Source organism: Sphingobacterium sp. lm-10, from assembly GCF_023554555.1.
Classification (GTDB): domain Bacteria; phylum Bacteroidota; class Bacteroidia; order Sphingobacteriales; family Sphingobacteriaceae; genus Sphingobacterium.
The window spans coordinates 1,006,635-1,030,651 of sequence record NZ_JAMJWC010000002.1 but is presented as its reverse complement, the minus strand read 5'-3'; the positions used below and the strand labels follow the sequence as shown (position 1 = coordinate 1,030,651).

General features: G+C 43.8%; 17 protein-coding genes. 7 read left to right on the top strand and 10 right to left on the bottom strand.

The genetic code is table 11. The annotated features are described in order from the left end of the window. Nucleotide 1 precedes the first annotated feature (1 nt). The 6 genes from M8998_RS14555 (at nt 2) to M8998_RS14530 (ending at nt 8,582) form a co-directional block, all read left to right on the top strand. On the top strand, nt 2-1,672 hold the full coding sequence (locus M8998_RS14555) for a RagB/SusD family nutrient uptake outer membrane protein (protein ID WP_249994056.1): 1,671 nt from the start codon (nt 2-4) through the stop codon (nt 1,670-1,672). A gap of 265 nt (nt 1,673-1,937) precedes the next feature. After that, a complete protein-coding gene (locus M8998_RS14550) occupies nt 1,938-4,562 on the top strand; it encodes a PQQ-binding-like beta-propeller repeat protein (RefSeq protein ID WP_249994055.1) in 2,625 nt (874 codons plus the stop codon). 84 nt (nt 4,563-4,646) lie between these two features. Next, nucleotides 4,647-5,660, top strand: a complete 1,014-nt coding sequence (locus M8998_RS14545) for a DHH family phosphoesterase (RefSeq protein WP_249994053.1) — start codon at nt 4,647-4,649, stop codon at nt 5,658-5,660. A gap of 27 nt (nt 5,661-5,687) precedes the next feature. Then, nucleotides 5,688-6,677 carry an FKBP-type peptidyl-prolyl cis-trans isomerase gene (locus M8998_RS14540; RefSeq protein WP_249994051.1) on the top strand — a complete coding sequence of 330 codons (990 nt, stop codon included), beginning with the start codon at nt 5,688-5,690 and terminating at the stop codon, nt 6,675-6,677. 96 nt (nt 6,678-6,773) lie between these two features. Further along, complete coding sequence (locus M8998_RS14535) at nt 6,774-7,556, top strand: TatD family hydrolase (RefSeq protein ID WP_249994049.1); 783 nt, start codon at nt 6,774-6,776, stop codon at nt 7,554-7,556. Between the two features lie 3 nt (nt 7,557-7,559). Further along, on the top strand, nt 7,560-8,582 hold the full coding sequence (locus M8998_RS14530) for an asparaginase (protein WP_249994047.1): 1,023 nt from the start codon (nt 7,560-7,562) through the stop codon (nt 8,580-8,582). Nucleotides 8,583-8,628: 46 nt separating this feature from the next. Here the strand turns inward: M8998_RS14530 and M8998_RS14525 are convergent, their stop codons facing one another. Further along, nucleotides 8,629-9,438, bottom strand: coding sequence for an alpha/beta hydrolase (locus M8998_RS14525; protein ID WP_249994045.1), 810 nt, complete (start codon nt 9,436-9,438; stop codon nt 8,629-8,631). Nucleotides 9,439-9,570: 132 nt separating this feature from the next. Here M8998_RS14525 and M8998_RS14520 point away from each other — a divergent pair, with 132 nt between their 5' ends. Then, the gene (locus M8998_RS14520) at nt 9,571-12,279 is read left to right on the top strand and encodes a DNA gyrase/topoisomerase IV subunit A (protein ID WP_249994043.1); all 2,709 of its coding nucleotides are present in this window, start codon (nt 9,571-9,573) and stop codon (nt 12,277-12,279) included. 290 nt (nt 12,280-12,569) lie between these two features. Here the strand turns inward: M8998_RS14520 and M8998_RS14515 are convergent, their stop codons facing one another. The 9 genes from M8998_RS14515 to M8998_RS14475 form a co-directional block, all read right to left on the bottom strand. Next, nucleotides 12,570-13,106 (bottom strand): hypothetical protein, encoded by a 537-nt coding sequence (locus M8998_RS14515; RefSeq protein ID WP_249994041.1) that lies wholly within the window; start codon nt 13,104-13,106, stop codon nt 12,570-12,572. Further along, nucleotides 13,025-14,338 (bottom strand): bifunctional folylpolyglutamate synthase/dihydrofolate synthase, encoded by a 1,314-nt coding sequence (locus M8998_RS14510; RefSeq protein WP_249994039.1) that lies wholly within the window; start codon nt 14,336-14,338, stop codon nt 13,025-13,027. The genes M8998_RS14515 and M8998_RS14510 overlap by 82 nt, the downstream gene beginning before the upstream one ends. Nucleotides 14,339-14,358: 20 nt before the next feature. Then, nucleotides 14,359-15,162 (bottom strand): energy transducer TonB, encoded by an 804-nt coding sequence (locus tag M8998_RS14505; protein ID WP_249994037.1) that lies wholly within the window; start codon nt 15,160-15,162, stop codon nt 14,359-14,361. 90 nt (nt 15,163-15,252) lie between these two features. Then, entirely contained in the window at nt 15,253-15,660 is a 408-nt protein-coding gene (locus M8998_RS14500) for an ExbD/TolR family protein (RefSeq protein WP_249994035.1), read from the bottom strand. Nucleotides 15,661-15,687: 27 nt separating this feature from the next. Then, nucleotides 15,688-16,389, bottom strand: coding sequence for a MotA/TolQ/ExbB proton channel family protein (locus M8998_RS14495; RefSeq protein ID WP_502957374.1), 702 nt, complete (start codon nt 16,387-16,389; stop codon nt 15,688-15,690). Between the two features lie 36 nt (nt 16,390-16,425). Further along, the gene (locus tag M8998_RS14490) at nt 16,426-18,015 is read right to left on the bottom strand and encodes a hypothetical protein (RefSeq protein WP_249994031.1); all 1,590 of its coding nucleotides are present in this window, start codon (nt 18,013-18,015) and stop codon (nt 16,426-16,428) included. 44 nt (nt 18,016-18,059) lie between these two features. Then, the gene (locus M8998_RS14485; RefSeq protein ID WP_249994030.1) at nt 18,060-19,787 is read right to left on the bottom strand and encodes a TonB-dependent receptor; all 1,728 of its coding nucleotides are present in this window, start codon (nt 19,785-19,787) and stop codon (nt 18,060-18,062) included. 16 nt (nt 19,788-19,803) lie between these two features. Next, entirely contained in the window at nt 19,804-22,833 is a 3,030-nt protein-coding gene (locus M8998_RS14480; protein WP_249994029.1) for a tetratricopeptide repeat protein, read from the bottom strand. Nucleotides 22,834-23,074: 241 nt separating this feature from the next. Further along, the gene (locus M8998_RS14475) at nt 23,075-24,010 is read right to left on the bottom strand and encodes an aspartate carbamoyltransferase catalytic subunit (RefSeq protein ID WP_249994027.1); all 936 of its coding nucleotides are present in this window, start codon (nt 24,008-24,010) and stop codon (nt 23,075-23,077) included. Nucleotides 24,011-24,017: the final 7 nt, after the last annotated feature.

Sequence of the window (24,017 nt, the reverse complement as noted above, 5' to 3'; positions counted from 1 at the left end):
CATGAAAACAGCAATAAAAACGAGCAAACATCTCATCGCCGTACTCGCATTATGCGCGCTTATGTTCGGTTCATGCTTCAAAGAAATCGACAGCCAGATCCCCGAAACACAGCTGTCTGACGCTACCTTTTGGATTACCGAGACGCATTTGATCCAAGGCACCAATTACCTGTATACCCTACTCCCCGGAATTGGTGAAAACAACAATAGCAACTGGTCTGACGATGGAAGAGGTTCGGGCAATAATAGCATCAGCGATGGCAGCCGGTTAGAGCCACTTACCTCAGGCGACTGGAACGGCAATTACAGCAATATCAGAGCGGCCAACAATGTGCTGGAACGCGCTGCAGAAATGACGATATCCGAACAAGTGAAGGCTCGCTATATGAGCGAGGCTCGCTTTTTCCGCGCTTTCTTCTACATGGAGTTGATCAGGAGATTCGGCGATGTGCCTTTGATACTGCAAACCATGAATATAAATGATGTATTGCTGACGGCCCCGCGAACAAATCGCGAATCAGTAGTATCCGCCATCTACGCTGATTTGGACGAAGCGGTACTGCATCTACCCAATTCAGTCCAGTTACCTCCTAGTGAGTACGGACGCATTACTCAGGAAGCCTGTCTAGCACTGAAAGCTCGCGTAGCTTTGTTCGAAGGCACTTTCAATAAATACCATGGTTTGCCAAATGTACAAAGCCACCTCTCCGTAGCAAGGGCAAGTGCTGAATCCATTATGCAAGCAGGTACGAAGGCGCTATTTGAATTCATTTTTGAGCCAGATAGCAGCTATTTTTACTTATTCAGACCCTTCGGCAACTTAGCCAGAGAAGAAGTGATCCTCCCACGTCTTTACGGAGAAAACCCGCAAAACCCCATCTCCACGCATAGCTATCCAAGAAATCTACAAGATGGGTCTACCACGCCCACCCGTGCTATCATGGACGCCTATTTGTACATTGATGGGCTACCCAACGATGGCCCGAACCGCTCGCCACTGTATCGCCAGCGAACCAATACACTTAGCGAGTTCGAAGATCGTGACCCCCGAATGGGCATGACGGTATACAAGCGCGGCGACTTCTATACCACCAATTTCTATATCCCTACGTTTCAGTCCACGCAGACGGGCTACAAACTGAAGAAGTGGCATAATGGTCCGGATGATTTCAATAATTTCAGTGTGGTTCATTATAAGATACTTCGCTATGCAGAGGTGCTCCTCACATTTGCCGAAGCAAGCTATGAGCTCAACGGGTCAATCACAGACCAAGAGCTTAACCAGAGCATCAATCTCACCCGGGCTCGGGCGGGAATGCCGGCACTAACGAATGCTTTTGTATCTACTCATGGATTGAATATGTTGGAGGAAATCCGACGTGAACGACGCGTAGAGCTCGCTTTTGAAGGAGGACATCGTTACTGGGATATCCTACGCTGGAGTATTGCAGAAGACGTACTCCCTCCTGCGCAATTGGGTATTCAGTATTTCCCTCAAGAATACACTCCAGGAACGGGAATTAACAACCCACAGTTGGATGCCAACGGCTATATCATCTCGCAATCCGCCGCAATAAGGAGCTTCAATCCGGCAAGGGATTACCTTTGGCCGCTCCCTGTTCAGCAACTTGGCCTCAATCCCAATCTCACTCAAAACGCTAATTGGCGATAAAAATTAGTAAAGCCTGCAAAACTTTTAAAGACGAGTAAACCGGCAGGAATTCTGGCTTGAAAATAGTATCCATTTGGCTCGTTAAAGACTTTGACGAGCCAAATGGATACTTCAATTTCATCGTTCCGGTGCTTCACAGCGCACCATTCAGAAAAGTGGAACAATCCTGTTAATTAACAGTACTTCGATCCTTCGGTGTAGATGTTACCAAGAAAATAGAAGCGATGCTTTTCATTTTATACGAATTATTTTAGGTTTGTAGTAGATGAAAGGTACGATTATAGTTTCTGTAGTGTTGTTCATAGCCGTGGTGGCTGCCTCCGTATTTTATTTTACCGGATTAGGCAGTGCACAAAAGGATATGACAAAGCCGCTCACGTTTCTTCCTGAAGAAACATTGCTCATCGCAGCCTTCAAAAATGAAGAAACTACTGACAATATTTTCAAAGACTATGAAGTCTTTGATGCTTTATTAGGGTTTAATCAGAAGCAACAGATGGATGAACTCAAGCAACAGCTACTACGAAGCCCCTTGCTTCAGGAGTATTTATCCGGCACCGATGTGTATGTTTCCTTTCATCAAGTCAAAAAATCTGTAGAGCTATTGTTTACCATACCCGCGGTGGAACCTTTGCGGCAAGATGCTGTAGGCAATCTCTTGGCGCAGCTTTCCGATGCGTATCAGGTGACTAGCTTAGATACACTTGGGCAATCTATATTCGCCCTGCGTACGGATAGTAATGATGTTACTTTGTACGCGGCGTATCATGCTGATATTTTCTTTGTAACTCCTTCCCTTCCTATTCTGGAAAAAGTATTGAATAAACGGCATCCAAAACTAAGTCGACAACAGATCTCGTTCTTCTTGGAAAACACCAACAGAAACGTGCCGTTGAGTTTCTATTTTGCACATCAACAAATTGATAGTCTGAGTAAGCAATTTCAGCGCAATCGCCTTGGGGATTTTATGCAGCAATTCTTACGATTAGGTGGACAATCTGCCTGGAATATCAATTACAAACAAGACGCCCTTATGCTCACAGGAGAAAGTGAGCTATCAAAAACGGAGCAAAGCTATATTGCGCTGTTTGCGGATCAGCATAAGACGACTCAAAGATTGTATCAGTATTTCCCTGCGAATACCGCATTGTACCTCGAATATTCAGTGAGCGATCTTCGTCGGTACCGTCAGGATCTGGAGAAATACCTAACACGTAAACCTAACCAAAAACGTATTCAGGATCAGTTGGAAAACATGCGTAGTAGCCGGCCTAAAGTGATGAGCGGGCTGGAAGATGCTGTCGGTAGTGAATTTGCAGTCGTTGAACTAAATAACGGCAATTACCTGGGATTTTTATCACTTCGCGATTCGACTGCATGGGATATTTTGTTGCCAGAGCTATCGGAGTCTGTAGGAGATGGTGTGTACCGTTTCAAATATGAGCATTTGCTTTACGCCTATTACGGAGATGCCTTCCAAACATTTCAACGTCCCTATTTCACGGTTGTGAACAATGTACTGGTATTTGCTAACCAATCAGCAACGTTGAGCAATTACATCAAACAGTGGCAAAATAGTGATCTATTGGTAGGCACACTGGGCTTCAAGAATTATGAGCGTATGCAGGGCGATGAAGCCAATGTGACGTTTTTTCTTCACACGAAGAATGCTAGCCGTATGCTAGCTAACAACCTCATTACTCCTTTTGCCCGGAACTTTCGCAATACAAAGGACTATGGCTATCAGGATTTTTATTCCTGGTCTGTGCAACTCATGGGCAACGGCGGAAACTTCATCAGTAGCATCTACGGGATTTACAAAAGTTCGACCGCGTTGGGATCATCTCCTGAATGGACATACGCTTTCAACAACCGATTAATTACGCGCCCGTATGTATTCGAGCACTCGGATACCAGCCAATTTATTTTGGCACAGGAACAGGATCATACTATTCACGCGATTCATCCGACAGGTAAAAAAATGTGGTCAACCGTATTTTCTGGTCGAGTGATCGGCGATATGATACAGCTATCTGATCGCTCCATCGTACTGGTAACCGACAGACACCGTTTGTATCGTTTTGATAGCGATGGAAATGGACTACCCGGTTTTTCTATTGGGTTGCCGGAAGAGCCAACCGGAACTCCAGTAGTATTTACGATAGACCGCCGTGAGATAATACTGGTGCCTTTGAGCGATCGTCTGGCTGCCTATGATATGGAAGGCAACACACTAAGTAATTGGAAATCTACCAGCGTATCTGGGCGCTTGTTGCCAGGCATTTTCCTTAGCAAGGATAAGATTGTGGTGGGGAGCACGTCCGGAAAAATATACTATTTCAATAGTGACGGACAAATTGCAGAAGAAATAGCCGCACCGGGAGATGCGGTGTTTAGAAATTCCCTGGGCCATATCTCTAATCCAAATGCAGAAGATGTATTTGTAACGACTGATACTGCGGGTAGGTATTACCGTTATTCTTCAGGCCGTAGCGTTAGTAGTACGTCGATTTCTGGGCTTTCCAAAAATCATAGCGCCTACTTCGCTCACCTATCCACATCCGACGCTCCCGAAATGATTGTACTTGACGCCAATAAACTCAGCATCTATCAAACGATCGATAGCATTAGTGAGCGATATACGCAAGGCTTTACGAAAGACATTTATAGTACACCATTATTGTTTCCAGTTTCGAGATCTACAGATCGGTTAGGCATCAGCATACCTTCGAACAATCTGATATATGTCTTCTCCGAGATTGGCCGTATCATGGATGGATTTCCAGTAGAGGGACTCCCTCTTTTCTACTATGGCCGGATAAATTACAACAGTGAAAATTATCTATTATCCACAAAACGTGATCACAAATTATATGCTTTCAAGCATTAATAATTTGTTTTACATCGTTTTAGGACAATGAAAAAAATTTCATCAGAACTTTTTTTTTGGTAGGTTTGCATTCATAAATTATATATGCTACAAGGAAAAGAGAATATCATTTTATTAGATTCCCCAAAGAAAATTATTGTTACTACGCATCATAAGCCAGACGGCGATGCATTAGGTTCGTCCTTGGGTTTGTCGCAATGGTTACGAGCTTCAGGACATGAAGTATCTGTAGTAGTTTCTTCTGATTTTCCTACATTTTTAGATTGGATGCCTGGGCGTGAGGAAGTCATCATCTTCCCCGATAACCCGGAGCAGGTATACGATCTTTTTGAGGAAGCCGAAATTATATTTTGTCTGGATTACAGTGTACTTTCCCGGACGAATATCTTAGAGCCCGTTATTCGTGGTGCTTCTGGACAGAAATGGATGATCGATCACCACCTGGATCCAGAAGATTTTGCCGATCTAAGTTACTGGGATCCGCAGGCTGCCGCTACCGCACAATTGGTGTACCGATTTATTTGCGAAGAATTGAATGGTGGTAAGGATAGGCTAAACGCTGACATGGCTACTTGTTTGTACACCGGTATCATGACGGATACAGGCTCCTTTCGATTCAAGGCGGCAAATGCTGCCGTACATCGTATCATTGCAGACTTGATTGAGATTGGGGTACGTAACTGGGAAATTCATCAACAAGTATATAACAGCTCTACAGAAAATCGCTTGAAATTTTTAGGCTACTGCCTATTAAATTGTTTGGAAGTAATTCAGGAATACAATACGGCTATTTTTGCCTTGAGTAAAAATGATTTGAAGCAGTTTGCCATTACCACAGGTGATACAGAGGGTTTAGTGAACTATGCATTATCGATAAAAGGCGTTCGGCTGGCTGGATTATTTGTTGACAGAACCGAATTAATTAAGTTATCTTTGCGATCAATTGGAGAAATTCCCTGCAATGAGATCTGTAAAACTCATTTCAATGGTGGCGGACATTTAAATGCCTCTGGAGGAAGTTCCAATGAAGATTTGCTAACTGTTGTGGAGCGGTTTAAATCGATACTTCCGCAGTATGCAGAAATATTAACAGCTTAATATAAAAATTATACATCCAAATACAAAATGAAGAAGTCAATTCTATTTTTAACGGCAGCAGCCGCTCTTGCAATGACCTCATGTCAAAGCTTCAAAAAAGGTGATGGTGGGTTAGAGTACAAATTTATTAAAGAAGGAAGCGGTGAGAAAGCGACCACAGGCGATGTGTTAGCTTTTAACCTAATCGTAGAGACAGATCGCGACTCTGTATTGGCAAACACATATGATATGGGATTGCCACAAGCACAGCCGATCATGCCAGATTCTACATTGCAAGGATCATACCCTGGAGATCCTAACAGCATCTTGCGTATGTTGGGTGAAGGTGATAGCGCCGTATTTCGCATCAACCTGGATACTATGGCGGCACGTACCGGCCAGCCTAAACCAGAGTTTGCAGACAAATACCTTCAGTTTACATTTAAAGTAGAGAAAGTATTTAAAAAAGGCGACTTGGCTGATTCCGTACTTTTCGAACAAGTAAACAAATACTTTGAAGGCGAAATCGAAAAAATCAAAAATGCGGAAGAAGGAAAAATCAACTCTTACATCCAGAAAAACAAGCTACAGCCAAAGAAAACAGCTTCTGGTTTGCAGTATGTAATCAAAGAAGAAGGTTCTGGTAAGGTAGCTGCGGTAGGTGATACGGTTGTATTGAACTATACAGGTGCTTTAGCGGCTAATTCGAAAATCTTTGATACCAATGATCCAGAGTTGGCAAAGAAAAATAAAATTCATAACCCTATGCGTACCTACGAGCCTATTCGTGTTCGTGTAGGTAAAGATCCAGTTATTGCGGGTTGGACAGAAGGATTGCAGTTATTGAACAAAGGTAGCAAAGCAACTTTCATTATTCCTTCCAGCATTGGATACGGACAACAGGGCTCTATGGGCGCTATTCCTCAATATGCTCCATTGGTGTTTGATGTAGAAGTATTAGATATCATCGCAGGTCCGAAAGACGAAGAAGTTCCTAATCCGGAGATGCCAGCTATGCCGGCTCCGACAACCAGATAAATTGATAAATTTTCAACAAAAAACGCGATTCTCTGAGAGAATCGCGTTTTTTGTGTTTATGATATATTCCTAATCAATAAAATGCTAATTTTGGCTATGAGCCAGACCGATGTTGTCCTAACGGACACCCATACCCACATCTACTACCATGCCGGTAGTCCGCAACTGGAAGAGCATTTAAATCGTTGTTTTGAAAATAATGTCCACAGGCTCTTTCTCCCAAATGTGGATGTAGCCTCTATAACAGCTGTAATGGAGACCGTGCAAGCTTATCCAACACATTGTTTTCCAATGTTGGGTCTACATCCCTGCAGCGTAAAGGAAGGTTACTTATCGGATCTCTCCGCCATAGAGAGAGCGATACAATCTCATAAAATTTATGCAGTTGGTGAAATCGGTATCGATCTTTATTGGGATAAAACAACTCTAGTTATTCAGCAAGACGCTTTTAGAACGCAGATTGGCTGGGCCAAAGCATTGGGCTTGCCTATTGACATTCACTGTCGAGAGGCTTTTGATGAAGTTTTCGCAATTCTAGAAGAACTGAAAGACGAGCAACTATTTGGTATCTTTCACTGCTTTACCGGCACATTGGAGCAAGCACAGCGCGCTATTGATCTGGGCTTTAAGTTGGGAATTGGAGGTGTTGTCACTTTCAAAAAGGCGGGATTGGATGCCGTAGTAAGCCAGATTGCGTTGGAGCATATTGTTTTAGAAACAGACGCACCTTATCTCGCCCCTACTCCATTCCGTGGTAAAGAAAATGAAAGCAGTTACCTTCGTTTTGTGGCGGAAAAGGTAGCCGATTTACATCAAATATCACTAGAGAAATTAGCGCAGATCACGACACAGAATTCAATAGACGTTTTCGGAATATAACTTATGCATAATATCTTCATCATATACACAGGTGGCACCATCGGGATGGTTAAAGACTCTAAGACAGGATCTTTCGTGCCATTCGATTTTGAGTTGATTGCGAATAATCTTCCCGACCTGAGTCGGCTCAACTATAAGATCACCGTGCATTCTTTTGAACCCATTATTGATTCCTCCGATATGAAGGAGCACATCTGGTTAGAGATGGCGGAAATCGTGCAGAAGAATTACGAGCTCTATGATGGATTTGTGATCTTACATGGATCAGATACCATGTCTTTTTCGGCTTCTATCCTAAGCTTTATGCTGGAAGGTTTGCAAAAACCCGTTATCCTATCGGGATCTCAGCTGCCGATAGGTGAAATCCGAACCGATGCGCGAGAAAACTTGATGACGGCTTTAGAGATTGCCTCTGCCAAACGCGATGGCCGCTCCATTGTGCAAGAGGTGTGTATATTATTTGACAACAAGCTATTTCGAGGCAATCGCTCGTTCAAATATAATTCTGCGAAGTTTGAAGCATTTCGATCTCCGAATTATCCGGTACTTGCCGAGGCGGGGATACATATTCAATATTATGAAGACGCACTGCTGGATAATAGTGGTCAGAATTTCATTATGCATACCAGCCTGGACAACCGCGTTGCCGTTTTAAAGTTGTTTCCGGGTATCAACCGTACCACTGTCCGGCAAATTTTGCATTGCGGCGCTCGCGGCATCATTATGGAAACGTTCGGTGCCGGTAATACGATGACAGATCAATGGTTTATCGATGAATTGAGCGAAGCCATCAACTCTGGTATTAACGTGGTGGATATCTCGCAATGTAAAGTGGGGTCGGTAGAAATGGGACGATATGGCACCAGTGCCAAATTAAAAGGGATTGGCGTGCTCAATGGCTACGACATGACCTTCGAAGCAGCTATTACTAAATTAATGTATCTACAAGGTCATTTTGCGGATCAGGCTGAGGTAGCCAAATACGTAGAGCAGCCTATCCGCGGTGAGCTTACACCAAATGATTAAAGATCCCATGCGACACAACACATCGGATCTTTAATCATTTGGTCTATTATTTTAGCCAATACTTTACTTGCTTGACTAATATGGGCAAGGCAGGATAAACCATGCCGTGGTCGTAGCCATCAAGTTCCAATAATTTAATATGATCATTCCCAACAATTTCCAGCATACGTTTTAAGTAGGCATTTTCTTCGTAACGACCGACCATTTCCAAATCTCTACCTCCGGTAATCAAGGTTGTCGGTGGCACTGCATTCCGAACCCAGAAAAGCGGAGCATACGCATCGATAGTCGGTTGGTTAATATCTATTCCCTGTTCTTGTCTGGCTGTAAAATGCGTAATAGCCTGAGGGCTGAAGGGCACGATTCCTAAAAGCTTATCCGCATCGATATCATATTTTTGTAGGTAGCTCTTGTTTAAGGTAATCATCAGACCCAGGTAACCGCCCGCAGAATGCCCAGACAACACAATTTTATCTCGGGAGCCGCCTAAGCTTTCTATCTCTTGAAATACCCAGTTCACCGCCTGCGCAGCATCTTGGATAATATCTTCGACCTTTACCTGCGGAGAGAATCGATAGCCAACGCCGACGACAGCCATTCCTTTTCCTTTTAAATATTCCGGAATTTCTTTCTGCCCTCCGGTTAGCCCACCACCATGAAACCATACGATAGTGGCAAAATCTGTTTCACCCTCCGGTATGTACACATCGAGCAAACACTGTTGGTTTTTGTAGTCATCGGTAGATTTTCCGTAATACGGAATGTTTTGCTTCGCTAAGGAATTGGACTGAGCTAGTAAGTTACTGGATAATAGAAAGAAGATCGCGCTAATAAAAGTAAATGCATGTTTTGTCATACATTAAAATTACAACTATTTTGATTGGATCACAACCAAAGGTGCCCCCAAAAAACAAAATGAATTTCGTATTTTTACGGAAGCTGACAGGCTTATGCTACTTACCCCGTTGACTATTTTACCCTTAAGCAAATGAGTGACGAGATTAACAACACGAACGCGGAAAACCACGATGAACTTCCTGATGCGCAAAATGGGGAGCTCGCGAGCAACACCATTCCGCTATCCGGCCTTTATGAAAACTGGTTTCTGGACTACGCGTCGTATGTAATCCTTGATCGGGCTGTTCCTCATATCAATGATGGTTTCAAGCCGGTGCAACGCCGTATCTTACATTCGCTGAAGGAAATGGACGATGGTAGGTACAATAAAGCCGCCAATGTGATTGGTAACACTATGAAATATCACCCGCACGGTGATGCTTCCATTGGTGATGCGATGGTACAGATCGGCCAAAAAGATCTTTTGATTGACTGTCAGGGAAACTGGGGCGATCCGATCACAGGAGATTCTGCTGCTGCAGCCCGTTATATCGAGGCACGCCTTTCAAAATTTGCCAATGATGTGGTATTTAATGCGGACACGACAGAATGGCAATTGAGTTATGACGGTAGAAATAATGAGCCGATTACCCTTCCCGTAAAATTTCCGTTGCTGCTGGCTCAAGGCGCTGAGGGAATCGCAGTGGGTCTGGCAACTAAGATTATGCCCCACAACTTTGTGGAATTGATCGATGGCGCTATCCAGGCACTACAGGGAGAGCGACCAAATATTTTCCCCGACTTTCCAACGGGTGGCATGGCCGATGTTTCTGCCTATAATGATGGCATGCGTGGTGGCAAGATTCGGGTACGTGCTAAGATTGAAGAACGAGACAAAAAAACATTGGCTATTACCGAGATCCCATTCGGAACGACCACAGGTAACCTTATTGAAAGTGTCGTGGCTGCCAATGATAAAGGTAAGATCAAAATCAAAAAGATAGAAGATAATACCGCAGAGAATGTAGAAATTATCGTTCATCTGGCTCCGGGAATTTCACCCGACATGACCATCGATGCACTATATGCCTTTACCTCCTGCGAGAACGCCATTTCTCCGAATACCTGTGTGATCAAAGATAGCAGGCCCCATTTCATGTCGGTAAATGATATTTTGGTCGAAAATGCGAAACAAACGAAGGCTCTATTAAAAAAGGAATTAGAAATTCGCCTGCACGAACTGCAGGAAAAAATCTTCTTCAGCTCTTTGCTTAAAATTTTCATCCGCGAAGGGATGTACAAGAATACACAATACGAGGAAGCAGGAGATTTCAAGACCGTAGTAATCGTACTTAATGGGTTATTCACACCATTTTTCGATCAATTTTATCGGGAAATCACTACGGAGGATTACAAACGCTTGATCGATAAACCGATGAGCAGTATCACTCGCTTCGATGTTTCAAAAGCAGATGAGCAAATGAAAAGCTTGGAAGATGAGATCAAGGAGGTTAAACGTCATCTTCGGCAGCTTACGGAATACGCAATACGATGGTTTGAATACCTACGCGAAAAATATGGGAAAGGACGTGGCCGTAAGACGGAAATCCGGGTTTTCGATAAGGTAGAAGCGGCACAGGTTGCCCTGGCAAATGCCAAGCTTTATGTAAATCGGGAAGAAGGCTTTATCGGTACAAACATGCGTAAAGATGAGTTTGTATCGGAATGCTCGGACATTGACGACATCATTACCTTCCGAGCCGATGGTAAATACTCTATCAATAAGATTCAAGACAAAATATTTGTTGGAAAAGATATTATCCATGTTGCCGTTTTCAAAAAAGGAGACGATCGCACTACCTACAATGCTATTTATAAAGATGGTACCACAGGTACTAATTACGTGAAGCGCTTCGCCGTCACCGGTGTTACACGCGATAAACCTTACGATATCAGTAAAGGCACTAAAGGTTCCAAAGTACTGTACTTCACCGCGAATGCCAATGGAGAAGCAGAGACGGTAAATATCCAGCTCAAACCGCATTCGCAATTGAGAAAACTCACTTTCGATGTCAATTTTGCAGATATTGCCATCAAAGGACGTGGTTCTCAAGGAAATATCGTGAGCAAGTACCCCGTCAAAAAAATCACTTTTAAAAGTGCTGGCGTATCGACTTTAGCTGGCCGCAAAATTTGGTACGACACGACCTTGCAGCGACTCAATGCGGACGAGCGCGGTACTTATCTAGGAGAATTTGATGGTGCTGACAAGATTTTAGTGGTCACGCCGGATGGCTCGTATGAATTATCGACCTTCGATTTAAACAACCATTTTGATGAGAAAATGATTCGCCTGGAACGTTTCGTCCCCGATCAGGTCTACACCGCTATCCAACAAGATGGTAAGACCGGCACCTACTATGTCAAACGGTTCAAATTCGACGACATTCCTGCGGGCAAAAAGGTAAAGTTTATCAATGAAGAAGCGCGCCTGATCCTACTTACCAATGCGCCAGAACCGGTAGTTAGGCTACATATTCTAAAAGGGAAGTCGCAAACTCCAGAGGCTTTTGAGCAACCGCTGCAGGAGATCATCGATATCAAAGGATTAAAGGCACAGGGAAACCGCTTGTCCTTCCATACGGTGGAGCAGATCAAGTTGCTGACGACAGAAATAGACCTAGCAAATTTGACAACCACAGCGCCCGAAGCGGAAACAATGAAAGAAGCTAATTCAGCAGAAAGCGATGCAAAAGCCACAACCGGCGATGCGCCAAAGAAAGGCGACGGCCCGACGATGGAAATTACGAATCCAGATGATATCAATCTGGATGAAGATGGCCAGGTTTCGCTATTTTAAAAGGCGAAAGTTTGAATTTATGAGTGGCTAGTTAATGAGTTGAACCAGTAATACAATATTCTAATTCCGTTTTTTGTACATTGTTTTTTATCTAGCTGTGGAGGTATTTCAAACTTTTTCTTGATAAAAAATTTTACAAAAATCAAGACGGCATTCCTTACTGCTATCTGTTCTCAGCAATCCTAAACAAAACCACGAAGTGCTCAGCGAAGCTAAACAAACTCGCTTCGCTCAGACACATTTTTGTTCTTAACGGATATACAGTCACCCAGATGGCCGCAGACGGAACACTAGGTCAGATGTATGGCTACTTCTCCACATCGCATAAACTTTTCGTCTTTGCGAACCCGAGGCACGAGCGGTGAAGCAATCTCAAAACGTAAGATCTTGGAAGTTGTACCAAACTTAAGGAAAGATCGCTTTGTCGTACCTCCGCGCGATGACGAAACGGAAAGATAAGTCACTTCGTCTTTGCGAACCCGAGGCACGAAGGGTGAAGCAATCTTAAAACGTAAGATCTTGGAAGTTGTACCAAACTTAAGGAAAGATCGCTTTGTCGTACCTCCGCGCGATGACGAAACGGAAAGATAAGTCACTTCGTCTTTGCGAACCCGAGGCACGAAGGGTGAAGCAATCTTAAAACGTAAGATCTTGGAAGTTGTACCAAACTTAAGGAAAGATCGCTTTGTCGTACCTCCGCGCGATGACGAACCCGAAAGACAAATCAAACTTAGATGACCACTTGCTATTTCACTTGCAGCGATGTAAGCACTTCTGCTACTACAAATGTGCTGCCGCCCACGAAGACCAGATCCTCGGGCTGCCATGCGTTTAACGCTGCTTGGTAAGCTTGTAGTACACTCGGATAATGCTGGCCCGTTAGCCCATATTGGCTGGCTAGTTCCTGCAAAGCTGATGCATGCATAGCACGTGGTAATGCAGGTGCACAAAAATGATAATACGCAGTCTTAGGAAGCAAAGGTAGGATATGACTCAGATCTTTGTCTTTCATCGCTCCGATGACTATATGTAAATTGCGATGCGGCGTACGTTTCAGATTTTGTACGACTTGTCGGATGCCATCTTCATTGTGCCCGGTATCACAGATCACCCATGGTGCTGTTGCGATCGTCTGCCACCTACCCATTAAACCTGTCCGCTGCTGTACTTGTTGAAGCCCCAAGCGAATATGTTCGTCAGAAATGGTCCATCCTTGCAACCTTAATTGATCGATCACACACAGCACTCCTCTCACATTATTCGCTTGATACGATCCCATTAAATCCAGTTGCAGATCCATAGATTGAGATGAATCGATCAAATTGACAGCCTCTAGAGCTTGATAAGGTGATATATCGTCTTTAGTAGGTTGTATATTCCACTGCTCAGAAGCAAAGGTAATCGGCGCGTGCATAACGTTCGCTTGGTTACGAAAAACTGCTTCCGTTTCTATTTGATATTCGGATATGACGATGGGTGTATTCTGCTTAATGATCCCTGCCTTCTCCGCAGCGATAGCTGGGATGGTATCTCCTAGCATATCCATATGGTCTAAGCCAATATTGGTAATCAAGGAAAGGATAGGCGTAATGATATTGGTGCTATCCAGACGTCCACCCAAACCCACCTCAATAATCGCGACATCCACCTTTTGCTGCGCAAAATAATCAAAGGCCATCCCGACGGTAACTTCAAAAAAGGAAGGTTGGATTTCTTCGATGAATGCTTGATGCTGCTGTATAAACCGGAGAACATAGTCCTGACCGACCGGAAGGCCATGCACGCGTATGCGTTCCCGAAAATCTACCAAGTGAGGTGAGGTGTACAAACCCGTCTTAAGCCCAGCAACTTCCAGAATGGACGTAATCATATGAGAAGATGATCCCTTTCCATTCGTACCGGCAACATGAATGGCCTTAAAATGCTGTTGAGGATTGCCTAAGTACTCGCATAGCTGAATGGTGCGATCCAGGCCTTTATTGATGGCAGAAGCACCATCTCTAGTAAACATAGGCAATCGAGCATATAGATACTCGATTGCCTCTGTATAGTTATTCATAAAAATTGTAATGCTAGTATCTATCGAACCTGGAACCGGAAGGTTACCTTACCTACCTGGCTATCTGGCGCATTTGCCAAAGAATTCAATTTGGCTTTTTCTACTGCTTGGATACATTTCTGTACTAATCTATAATCTGCAATGGTAGTTTTGGATCCTTGTCGAGCGCGCACAATTCGTCCACTTTTATCGACGGTAAACTCCACTTCTACAATCCCGACAGACTGCCCATCATCACTGATTGTTGGAGGAACATCCCAACGTCGATTGGACAGCGATAGCATCATATTTCCGAAGCCAGATCCCCCCTCACCGTAGTTACTTGCTAGAGGATCTCCTAATTCAGAGCCTTGGTTACCTGGTGTAGAGCCTGTACCATCACCTCCACCCTGACCATTATTTTTCTTGCCTTTAAACAAAGCATTTGGATTCACAGCGGGTGTTGCATTTTTCTTTTCTACTGTACTTTGTTCGGCATTGGCAGGCTTAGGCTTTTCCGTTTTGGTTACTGCTGGTGCATCTTCGACGTCTTGCGTAGCCACAGACTTCTCTGCCACCTGTTGGGTTGGCGTAGGGATCGGTGTGGTATTAGGATCAATTCTATCAGGACGTACCTGATTCGCATTTTCATCCACCGATGGTTCATCTACACTCATGTAATCGTCTCCCATACCTTCTGGAGAAGTACCGTAATTCACCACAATCCCTCCCATACCATACTCAGGAATCTCTTGACCAAACACGATAAAAAATCCAATCGCCAGAAGACCGGCCATCACCAAACTGGATATGCCCAATGCTTTTGGCATATTGTTCTCGTCCATATGTTGTTGGTGGTAATGCATATTTTCTTATTTCTTTAGGGTCTATAGACCACAGCTTATGCTAATTGTTTAAAACCTAACCGAAAATTGTTAATCATTTTTCGGTTCTGTCGCCAACACGAGTTTCACGCGCAAACGATTCGCCACATCCATCACGGAGATCACATTTTGAATAGGCACTGTACTGTCGGCATACAGCATGATGGTCAACTCCTCACCTGTTGCTAAGTTATTTTGGATATATCCTTCCAGACTTTCCAAAGGCACCGCCTGCTTATCCACATGGTAGATTAGATCACTGGTAATGGAGATAGTCATGGTTTTCTTCGCTACCGACTGCTCGCCCGCACTAGAGCGAGGCAACAATAGCTTTACCACCTGCGGATTGGCTACCGCCGAAGCTAGCAAGAAGAACAGCATCAGGAAGAACATAATATCGTTCAACGCTGCCGTGTGTACTTCTGCACTGGGCTTATTTCTTTTATTTCTTAAATTCATCTGAGATTAAAGCATTTTGAGCAGGACTTATGACCCTGGCTCGTCCAACAGATCGATAAATTCAATGGCATCCGTTTCCATACGAAGGATCACGCGCTCAACCATCATATTTAAAATATGATAACCGATGTATGCCAGGATACCAATCGTTAACCCAGATGCGGATGCAATCATTTTGACATACAAACCTCCGGAAACCGAACCAATGTCAATACCACCGGCAATCTCTACATCGCGGAAGATCTGGATAACGCCAAAGATAGTACCCACGAAACCAAGCATGGGCGCTATACCCGCCACAATACCCAACACGTTAATGTTTTTCTCCAGACGTGCTACTTCGAGCTTTCCTTGGTTTTCAATCGCTCCCTCAATGTCTTTGATCGGGCGTCCTACACGGGTAAGGCCCTTTTGCAACATGCGCGAAAGCGCTGAGTTGCTGGATCTACACACTGCAATAGCGGAGTCTAACTTTCCAGACAAAACATTTGACTTTACTTGTGGCAATAATCCAGCCTCGCGTCTAGAAGCCTTACGAATGGTAAGGTAACGCTCTACGAAGATCACTAGACCGATGAAGAACAACAATACAATGGGCACCATTATCCACCCACCTCTCATCAACAACTGAAGAAGATTAGTATCTTCTTGTACTGGAGCTAAATTCACTGTTTGCTGCATCTGGTTTAGCGAATCAACCGGGTATGCTTGTAAAAGTAATGACATCATGTGTTTAAGATATACTTGTTTTTTTATGTATTCAATTTATTTTTTAATGGACTTGTGCCAGGCATCTGCGACAAAGTTTTTACGTACATAGCGTAATGCTGAATCGGCCTGTTCCTTTGTAACGTAAGAGTCCCATATTACCGTTGCCGGGCTACCATCACCTCTTCCTGGTATAATGCGCACATGCGTTTGTCCATTTCTGTTAAAATCACTGACCATTGCTTGAGCATCTGACAATGGCAGACGTGATCCGATCACGATATACCAATGATGATTTACCGGAATAATAGGTTGATTCGCAGGAACAGCCGGAGGTACGTTATTTGTTTGTCCTACAAGATTTGCAGTATCTGGTCGTTCTCGAAGTACCTCCGATGTATCCACCAACTCGGTGGAAACAGCTGGCACACGATATTCATCATTCGCGTCATACGGCGATTCTATATCATCATCTGTATCACCATCATTCGCTCCAGAATAGAGAGAGGCTGGTCGTGTCACGTACCACAAAGCACCAATGATGGATAAAGCTACTACCGCGGCCAGGATATACCAAATCATATGCGACCGATCATCTTCATATCCGTCAGCATAGGTACTATCGACATCCACTGGAGCACCAGCTTGATATTTATTTTGCACTAATGGAGGAGCTTCTGGAAGCGGGACTTCTTTACGTGGACCTGCAGGTACGTTATCCGCTTCTACCTGTTCTTCCTCGTAGGATGTGGTTGCTTCATTATGCGATTCTGCAAGCTCTTCGTGTGATCTATTTTCTTCCTCTGTACGATATTCCTCGACATCACTTTCTATACTTGCTGTAGCATCCTCATCACCTGGCAAGATTGCCTCATGTTCTTGTACATGAGCTGATTCCGTTTCTACTGGAATGATAACCTCTGGAGTAATTTGCTCGTTATGAGTTTCTTCCGTATCCTTTCCACTATACGCTTCGGCTTCTACCTGTTCTTCTTCGAAAAATTCCTTGGTTTCCACGTGAGATTCCAAGACTTCATCGGCCGTTACCTCTTCTTCCACTGAACTGATATCGTCTTCGATGTCCGATTCAGGTTGTTCATCATCCTGAGACACTATTTCTCCTTCGTATTCTGGTACTAGGGCTTGCTCGTCTTCAATTGCAACTTCTTGCTCTTCAGACGGCATTATGCTTTCCTCAGCAAGATTTACTTCTTCTTCGGCAGTATAATCTTCTAAGTCATCCGGTTTTTCTGCTGATGCTATGTTGGAGATCGGCTCGAAGACAAAACTAGACAAGTCTATTGCACGGAATACAAAGCCATCGCCATACGTTAGCAGATCACCTAGTTGAGGAATATGCGCTTTCCCATGTTCAGAAATGTTAGATACGATTGCAGCTACTTCTCTAGCGACCAATTCTTGCGCGTCGGTACGAGAAATTTCATTTTCCTGACGCAGGTATTCGATGAGATCCAGACCTTGATTGTCGCGATCGTCAAATTCTACATAATCAATTGGGGGCAAGAATACATTGTGTTGCTCATCGAATGATGATGCTTGATGTACTTTTTTAAACACACCTAATCCATCAACGTATACGCTTGGATAATGTTTAAGTACTTGTTGTATCTTCTTGCCTAAGTCCATAGTGATAATGGGATTTGAAATGCAAAGTTAGTCCAAAGAATCAATTAAAACGAAAAGTTCAGTCCACCGATCACGTTAAACCCTAATCTTGGATAATATAAATAACGCTGATACTCATTGTTTAGCATATTATTTGCTTTCACGAAGATCCCTAACTGTTTTGTAGCCTTATATTCTGCGCCTGCACTTAGATCTAGGAACGATGGAATACTCTGCACCGTTGGCGCGGAGGCGTCGACTGGAACACCATCATTGGTGTAAGCAAATGCACGTGCCGAGGTCGCTCCGTGGAATAATGCTTCGGCATCGATGTATAATTTCTCAGAGATATTGAAGCGCGCATTTGCTGTCAGACGAACATTTGGCGTGTGCCAGGTCTCCTGCTGATAAGCCATGGTATAATTATCGATATTCAATCGTCCGCCCAAATTCACTGCTTCCGAGACTCGGATGTTGATCTCGCCTTCTACACCAATATGCTTAACGGATTCGTCGCCATCGCCATCATACACTAAATCAAACTGAAAAGGATTGACCAAATTGTTTACAAACAAAGGCATGCCTTCTAACTGACGATAGAATGCTTTGGCTTTCCAGCCAAATGTAGCTCCCGCATTTCCTTTAATACCACCATACGCATTCATGCGCTCGATCATATTCTGGATTCTAGCGCCCGGTGCCAAAAATTGATTTTGACGGGTAAACTCGCGGTAGGATCCCCGCTCAACACCACCAGTAACACCACCAAAGATGTAAAAGTACTCCGGTACCAATGAGAAGTCAATCTCGGCTTTCGGAAAAATATTAAAGCTGGTCTGATCTCCGAATTCGGAAACCAGGTTAGCACCTAATTGAATCGTGTAATTAGCTCCTTTGAAACTGATATATGGATTGGCAGATGCAACAGAGTTATTCACTCCTGATGCGCCCAGCATGTTGATGGCACCATCTACATTATTCAGATCCACGGCTACATTTGCTCCTACGTTGAATGTGCGTACCCTCTTGTTCAGGTAACCTGATAACGCAAATGAATTCTCGCGCACATCATAACGATCAGAATAGGTATATGCATCGGTCTTTAAGGAGTAACTCAATGCATCTTCGTTAGTAGGATCAAAGTTACTGACTAGCTCACCAGTTAAATACAAATCGTTAAAAACTTGCCCTTCACGAGCCGGGTTTAAGTTGACACCTTCCTGACTCATTGGGATACCGTAAAAATTGGTTCCTAAGCGATTGTATCCAATTTGTCCGTCGATCGTCAGCGCCGGGAAAACCCGTCTTCCAAAAATTCCTGCCTCTTGGCGGCTGAAACGTTGCTCTTCCAAGCTACCTTTTTGATTCAGGTGTTTTACGAAACCTCCGAAACGGATATCTTCATAATCCTCTATCGCAAAGTATGCTTCGCCCATGATGGTTCCTAGATTTCCAACACCTGCTTTTACATAATTGCTATAGGTATCGCGAGAGCGGATGAATGGCGTTTCCATAATTTTCAACTCACTCAACCCTGTATTGATATCCAGTTTCTTATCAGGAATATTGCCGTAGGTTAACCTTGGCATATACTCTCTCTTATTGGCCATATCTGGACTGCGACGAATTTTTACCGCATCGGCTAATAGTGGTCGATAATCCCGAACGATTACAAATGAATCGATCGTGACAGGCTTTTCTGTTTCTTCGCGTTGTTGAGCAGCAGCTTCAAAACTGACACCTGTAAGCATCGCTAAAAACGCTGTTTGCGCTAGTATCTTCTGAAATTTCATCTTCACTACTCTAATCTTATTTAATTTTCTGCAATAACTCCTTCGCCTCTTTCACAACACCATCGGTCTCGTTATCATAGTTGTCGATTACACTCTCTAACGTTGCTTTTGCCTGGAAGTTGTCTCCTTTTCCTCTGTACGCTTCTGCCATGGTAATAAAGCCTTTGGCTACCCAATACTCGAAAGAAGAGAATTTATCTCCGATCTCCATCGCTGTTTGGATCGCTTTATCCCATTGCTTGCTCTGTACTTGTTGTTTTGCGATCAAGTATCGAGCTTCTGCTCCGGTCTCTGTTTTCGATTTCGCCGCTGCCGAACTTAATTCTTTGGTCGCATCAGCGGCCTTATTTGTCGCTTGATAAGCTTTTGCGGCATACAAGTGTGCTCTTGCAATTTCTTCTTCTGATGATTTTTCGTAGCCTTTGATGATGTTTGCGTAGGTCAATGTTTCCGCATAATCATTGATATTGAAGTAACTAATCAGCAAGTTGTTGATCGCCCAGCCGTAGTTTTCTTTATATTCTGACGTTAGCTCCAGTTTTTTCAATACCTGAACAGCCTCGTTATAGGCTTTGTTGCGTAAATGCAATCTGGCCACACTCAACAAGGTACGCTCGGTGTACGTGCTGGTCCAGTCGTTCATGATGATATTGAAATCATGCAATGCTTCGGTGTCTTTCCGCAATTGCGCGTAACTCTCTCCACGAATGAAACGAGCATGCTTTTCATTGATCGGTTTTGGAAACTTATCAAAGTAAGCATTTACCGCTTCCACGGCACCCTGCCAGTTACCACGGTCAAACAGCGTCCGCGCTACAGAGAAGGTGTGTCCATCCTGCTCAGCGGTACTCAAGTCACCAATATTGGTGCTGGTCGCATAACGAATATATCCAGAAGCATCATTCTTATCTAAATAGATATTCTCGATAGATGCCAAGGATTGTTTGGCTTCATCCGTGGTAGGATACTGATTTACCACACGCTGGAAGGTCGCCAAAGCACCATCTCTATTTTCTTGATTGTATTGCACCAATCCGATAGTCACTAATGCACGCGGCACATAGCTGCTACGTGGATATTTCTCCACCATCTTCTGCAAACCCGCAATCGCCTGATCGTATTGACCTAACAAGAAATAAGTATATGGAATTTCAAACGCCACGTCGTCCGCATAGTTGGAGTTCGGGTATTTTTGAACGACTGAGTTTAAGGTTGCGATTTTTGCCTGGCTGTTGCCCTGCAGTCCCTGAATAATACCACGTTGAAATAAGGCATAATCCTGACTTTGGGCACCCGCGCTGATGAGACGATCATAGTAAGACATGGCACGTCCGTAGTTCTTGGTTCCGAAGTAAGAGTCGGCAGCACGTGCTATGGCATCGTTACGTGTATTGGCATCTACGCCATCGCGTGTAGCGCCAGATAAGAAACGTTCAAAGTAGTTTGCTGCTGTGCTATAGTTATCATTGCGGAAAGCGGCATATGCCAAAGCGTAATTCGCGTAATGGTATACATCGGTTTTACGTGCAGCAGGCAGTTGCAAGAACTTGTTGAAGTTTGCCGTCGCCTCTTTGTACTTACGTACTTCATACATCGCCTCTGCTTTCCAATATACGGCTAGTGCATATATTTCTTCGTCGAAACGATTTTCTTCAGAACGCATAAACATAGAAATACCATTTTCGAACGCGCGTTCGTTATAGTACTCCAGTCCGCGGTAGTAAGTTACTTTTTGATAGGCTGCTTTTGCTTCTCTGCTGCTTCGGTTTATACCATCCAAAACATCTACCGCTGCACGGTAGTTTTTAGTACCTAAAAGCACTTCTGCCAGTAACGTCTTTGCTTCTTCGCTCCGTGTGGAAGATGGGTATGTCGTTAAATATTCCTGAACAGCATCCAGCGCTACCTGGTGAAACTCTAATTCGTAAGAGAGTTTCGCATAGTTAAATAGTCCTTCTTCTTTTAATTGTGGATCGAAATCTAATTTCGAGGCGCGAAAGAAGGCGTTACGGGCACTTTGCTTGTTATTGGTTTTAATGAAAGAATCACCTAAAGTAATCATCGCACTTTGATAGTACGCATCTGGGTCATCTAACTTTTCTAATTCGGCAATCGCTTGTTCGTAATTTCCTAATTTGTAGTTGATGTATCCAATCTGGTAGCTATCCTGATTATTCTGTGTACGCCCTTGGTCTCCTGCTTGAAAGCGATCATAATATTGCTTGGACTTAGCTAAATCTCCTTTGATGAAGTAGGTAGCTGCTACGATTCTGAACATATCAGTCTCGCTCTCCTGCTTGGTATTTTGCAGAATCGGCAACGCGTAAGCGAGTACCTCATCGTACCGCTTATCTAGGAAATAAAGCGCAGTGATATAGTACGGATAACTATTCTCGTAGGTTTTAGAACCTTTTAAACGTTCAAATTCGTTGAGTGCTGTTTTGTATTCTGCATCTAAGTAGCTCAAGTACGCATAATAGTAGATAGCCGCTTCCTGATAGGTGGAGTTTTTATCTTTCAGATCGGCAAACACCGGCTTTGAAGATTCGTAATCTTCGGTCATAAAGCGAGCATAGGCCAGCTTAAAACGATATTCCGTATTCTCTGCTCCTGCCAAACTCTTGCTATCGATACGGGTAAACCATTCGATCGCTTTCTCAAACTCTTGTCTTGTATAATAAAACTTACCAATCTGGAAATTTGCGGCTTTGGAATTTGCACTAGAAGGAAAGTCACGGATATACTTAAGGAATAAGCTTTCTGCATTACTTTCTTCCAACTCTAATGCACATACTGCTTGGTAGTAACGGATATTTTCTTTCAACAACGTCAACTCCTGAGTCTCATCCAGCTGCAAGGTAGATTTTGTACGTACACTCTCTGCCCGATCAAACTGCTTTGCCGCGGAACTGTACTTTCCCCGCTCGAACAACTCCAAACCTGACTTGTATGCGCTATTAACATCTTGCCAAGCAGTTTGCTGAGCGACTGCGGATGCCCCCATCAAGCATAAAGCGACGCCAACTTGATATATCTTATTGTACATATTTTAACGAATTCTACTATTTATTGGATAAAGTCTTTCATCACCTTGTGTGCTTGTCCAACGCTGGTTTATACGGCATATTGGCCAACAGGACCTACAACATACGAAAATAGATGTTACCCTTGAAGTTTTCCTCAAAAGTTATTAACATTGGTGCATAAATACCGTTTTTAACGATATTTTAACAGATGGTAGATGGTGTTCTGGCAGCTCCATTTAGAGCTATATGCTATGCTCCTTTTTAACCGCGCTTGCCGGCAAGTAAATAGAGTACCGCCATACGTACGGCAACACCATTCTCTACTTGATCCAGAATGATCGAATGTGCGCTGTCGGCCACGTCGGATGTAATCTCTACACCGCGATTAATAGGTCCGGGATGCATAATTACAATCTCCTTATCAAGGCTATCCAGTATCTGCTTGTTTAACCCATACAACATGGAGTATTCACGTAATGACGGGAAGTAGGCAATATCCTGACGCTCTAACTGGATGCGTAGCATATTGGCTACGTCGCACCAGTTCAATGCTTTCATCAAATCGTGTTCTACCTTCACGCCCAGTGCGCCAATGTATTTGGGTATCAACGTGGTAGGACCACATACCATCACTTCGGCACCTTGCTTTTGTAGGCATAAGATATTAGATAAAGCAACACGAGAATGCAGTACATCACCGATGATAGCGACTTTCTTGCCTGCCATATCTCCCAGACGCTCGCGTATGGAAAAGGAATCCAGCAAAGCTTGTGTAGGGTGTTCATGCGCCCCATCACCCGCATTCACGATTTGCGCATCGATGTGCCGACTCAGGAATACACCTGCACCAGCATAGGGATGGCGCATGACAATCATATCTACTTTCATGGCCAGAATATTATTGACCGTATCGATCAATGTTTCACCCTTACTTACGGAGGACGAGGAAGCCGCAAAATTGATCGTGTCGGCAGAAAGGCGTTTCTCCGCTAGCTCGAAAGACAATCTGGTACGAGTAGAGTTCTCGAAGAATACATTGGCAATGGTAATATCCCGTAGAGATGGGACTTTCTTGATCGGCCGATTCAAGACCTCCTTGAAGTTAGAGGCCGTATCCAGTATTAGTTGAATATCTTGTTCATTAAGATCTTTTATACCTAATAGGTGACGTGTGCTGAGTTGTTCTGTGCTTGACATGTGCTAT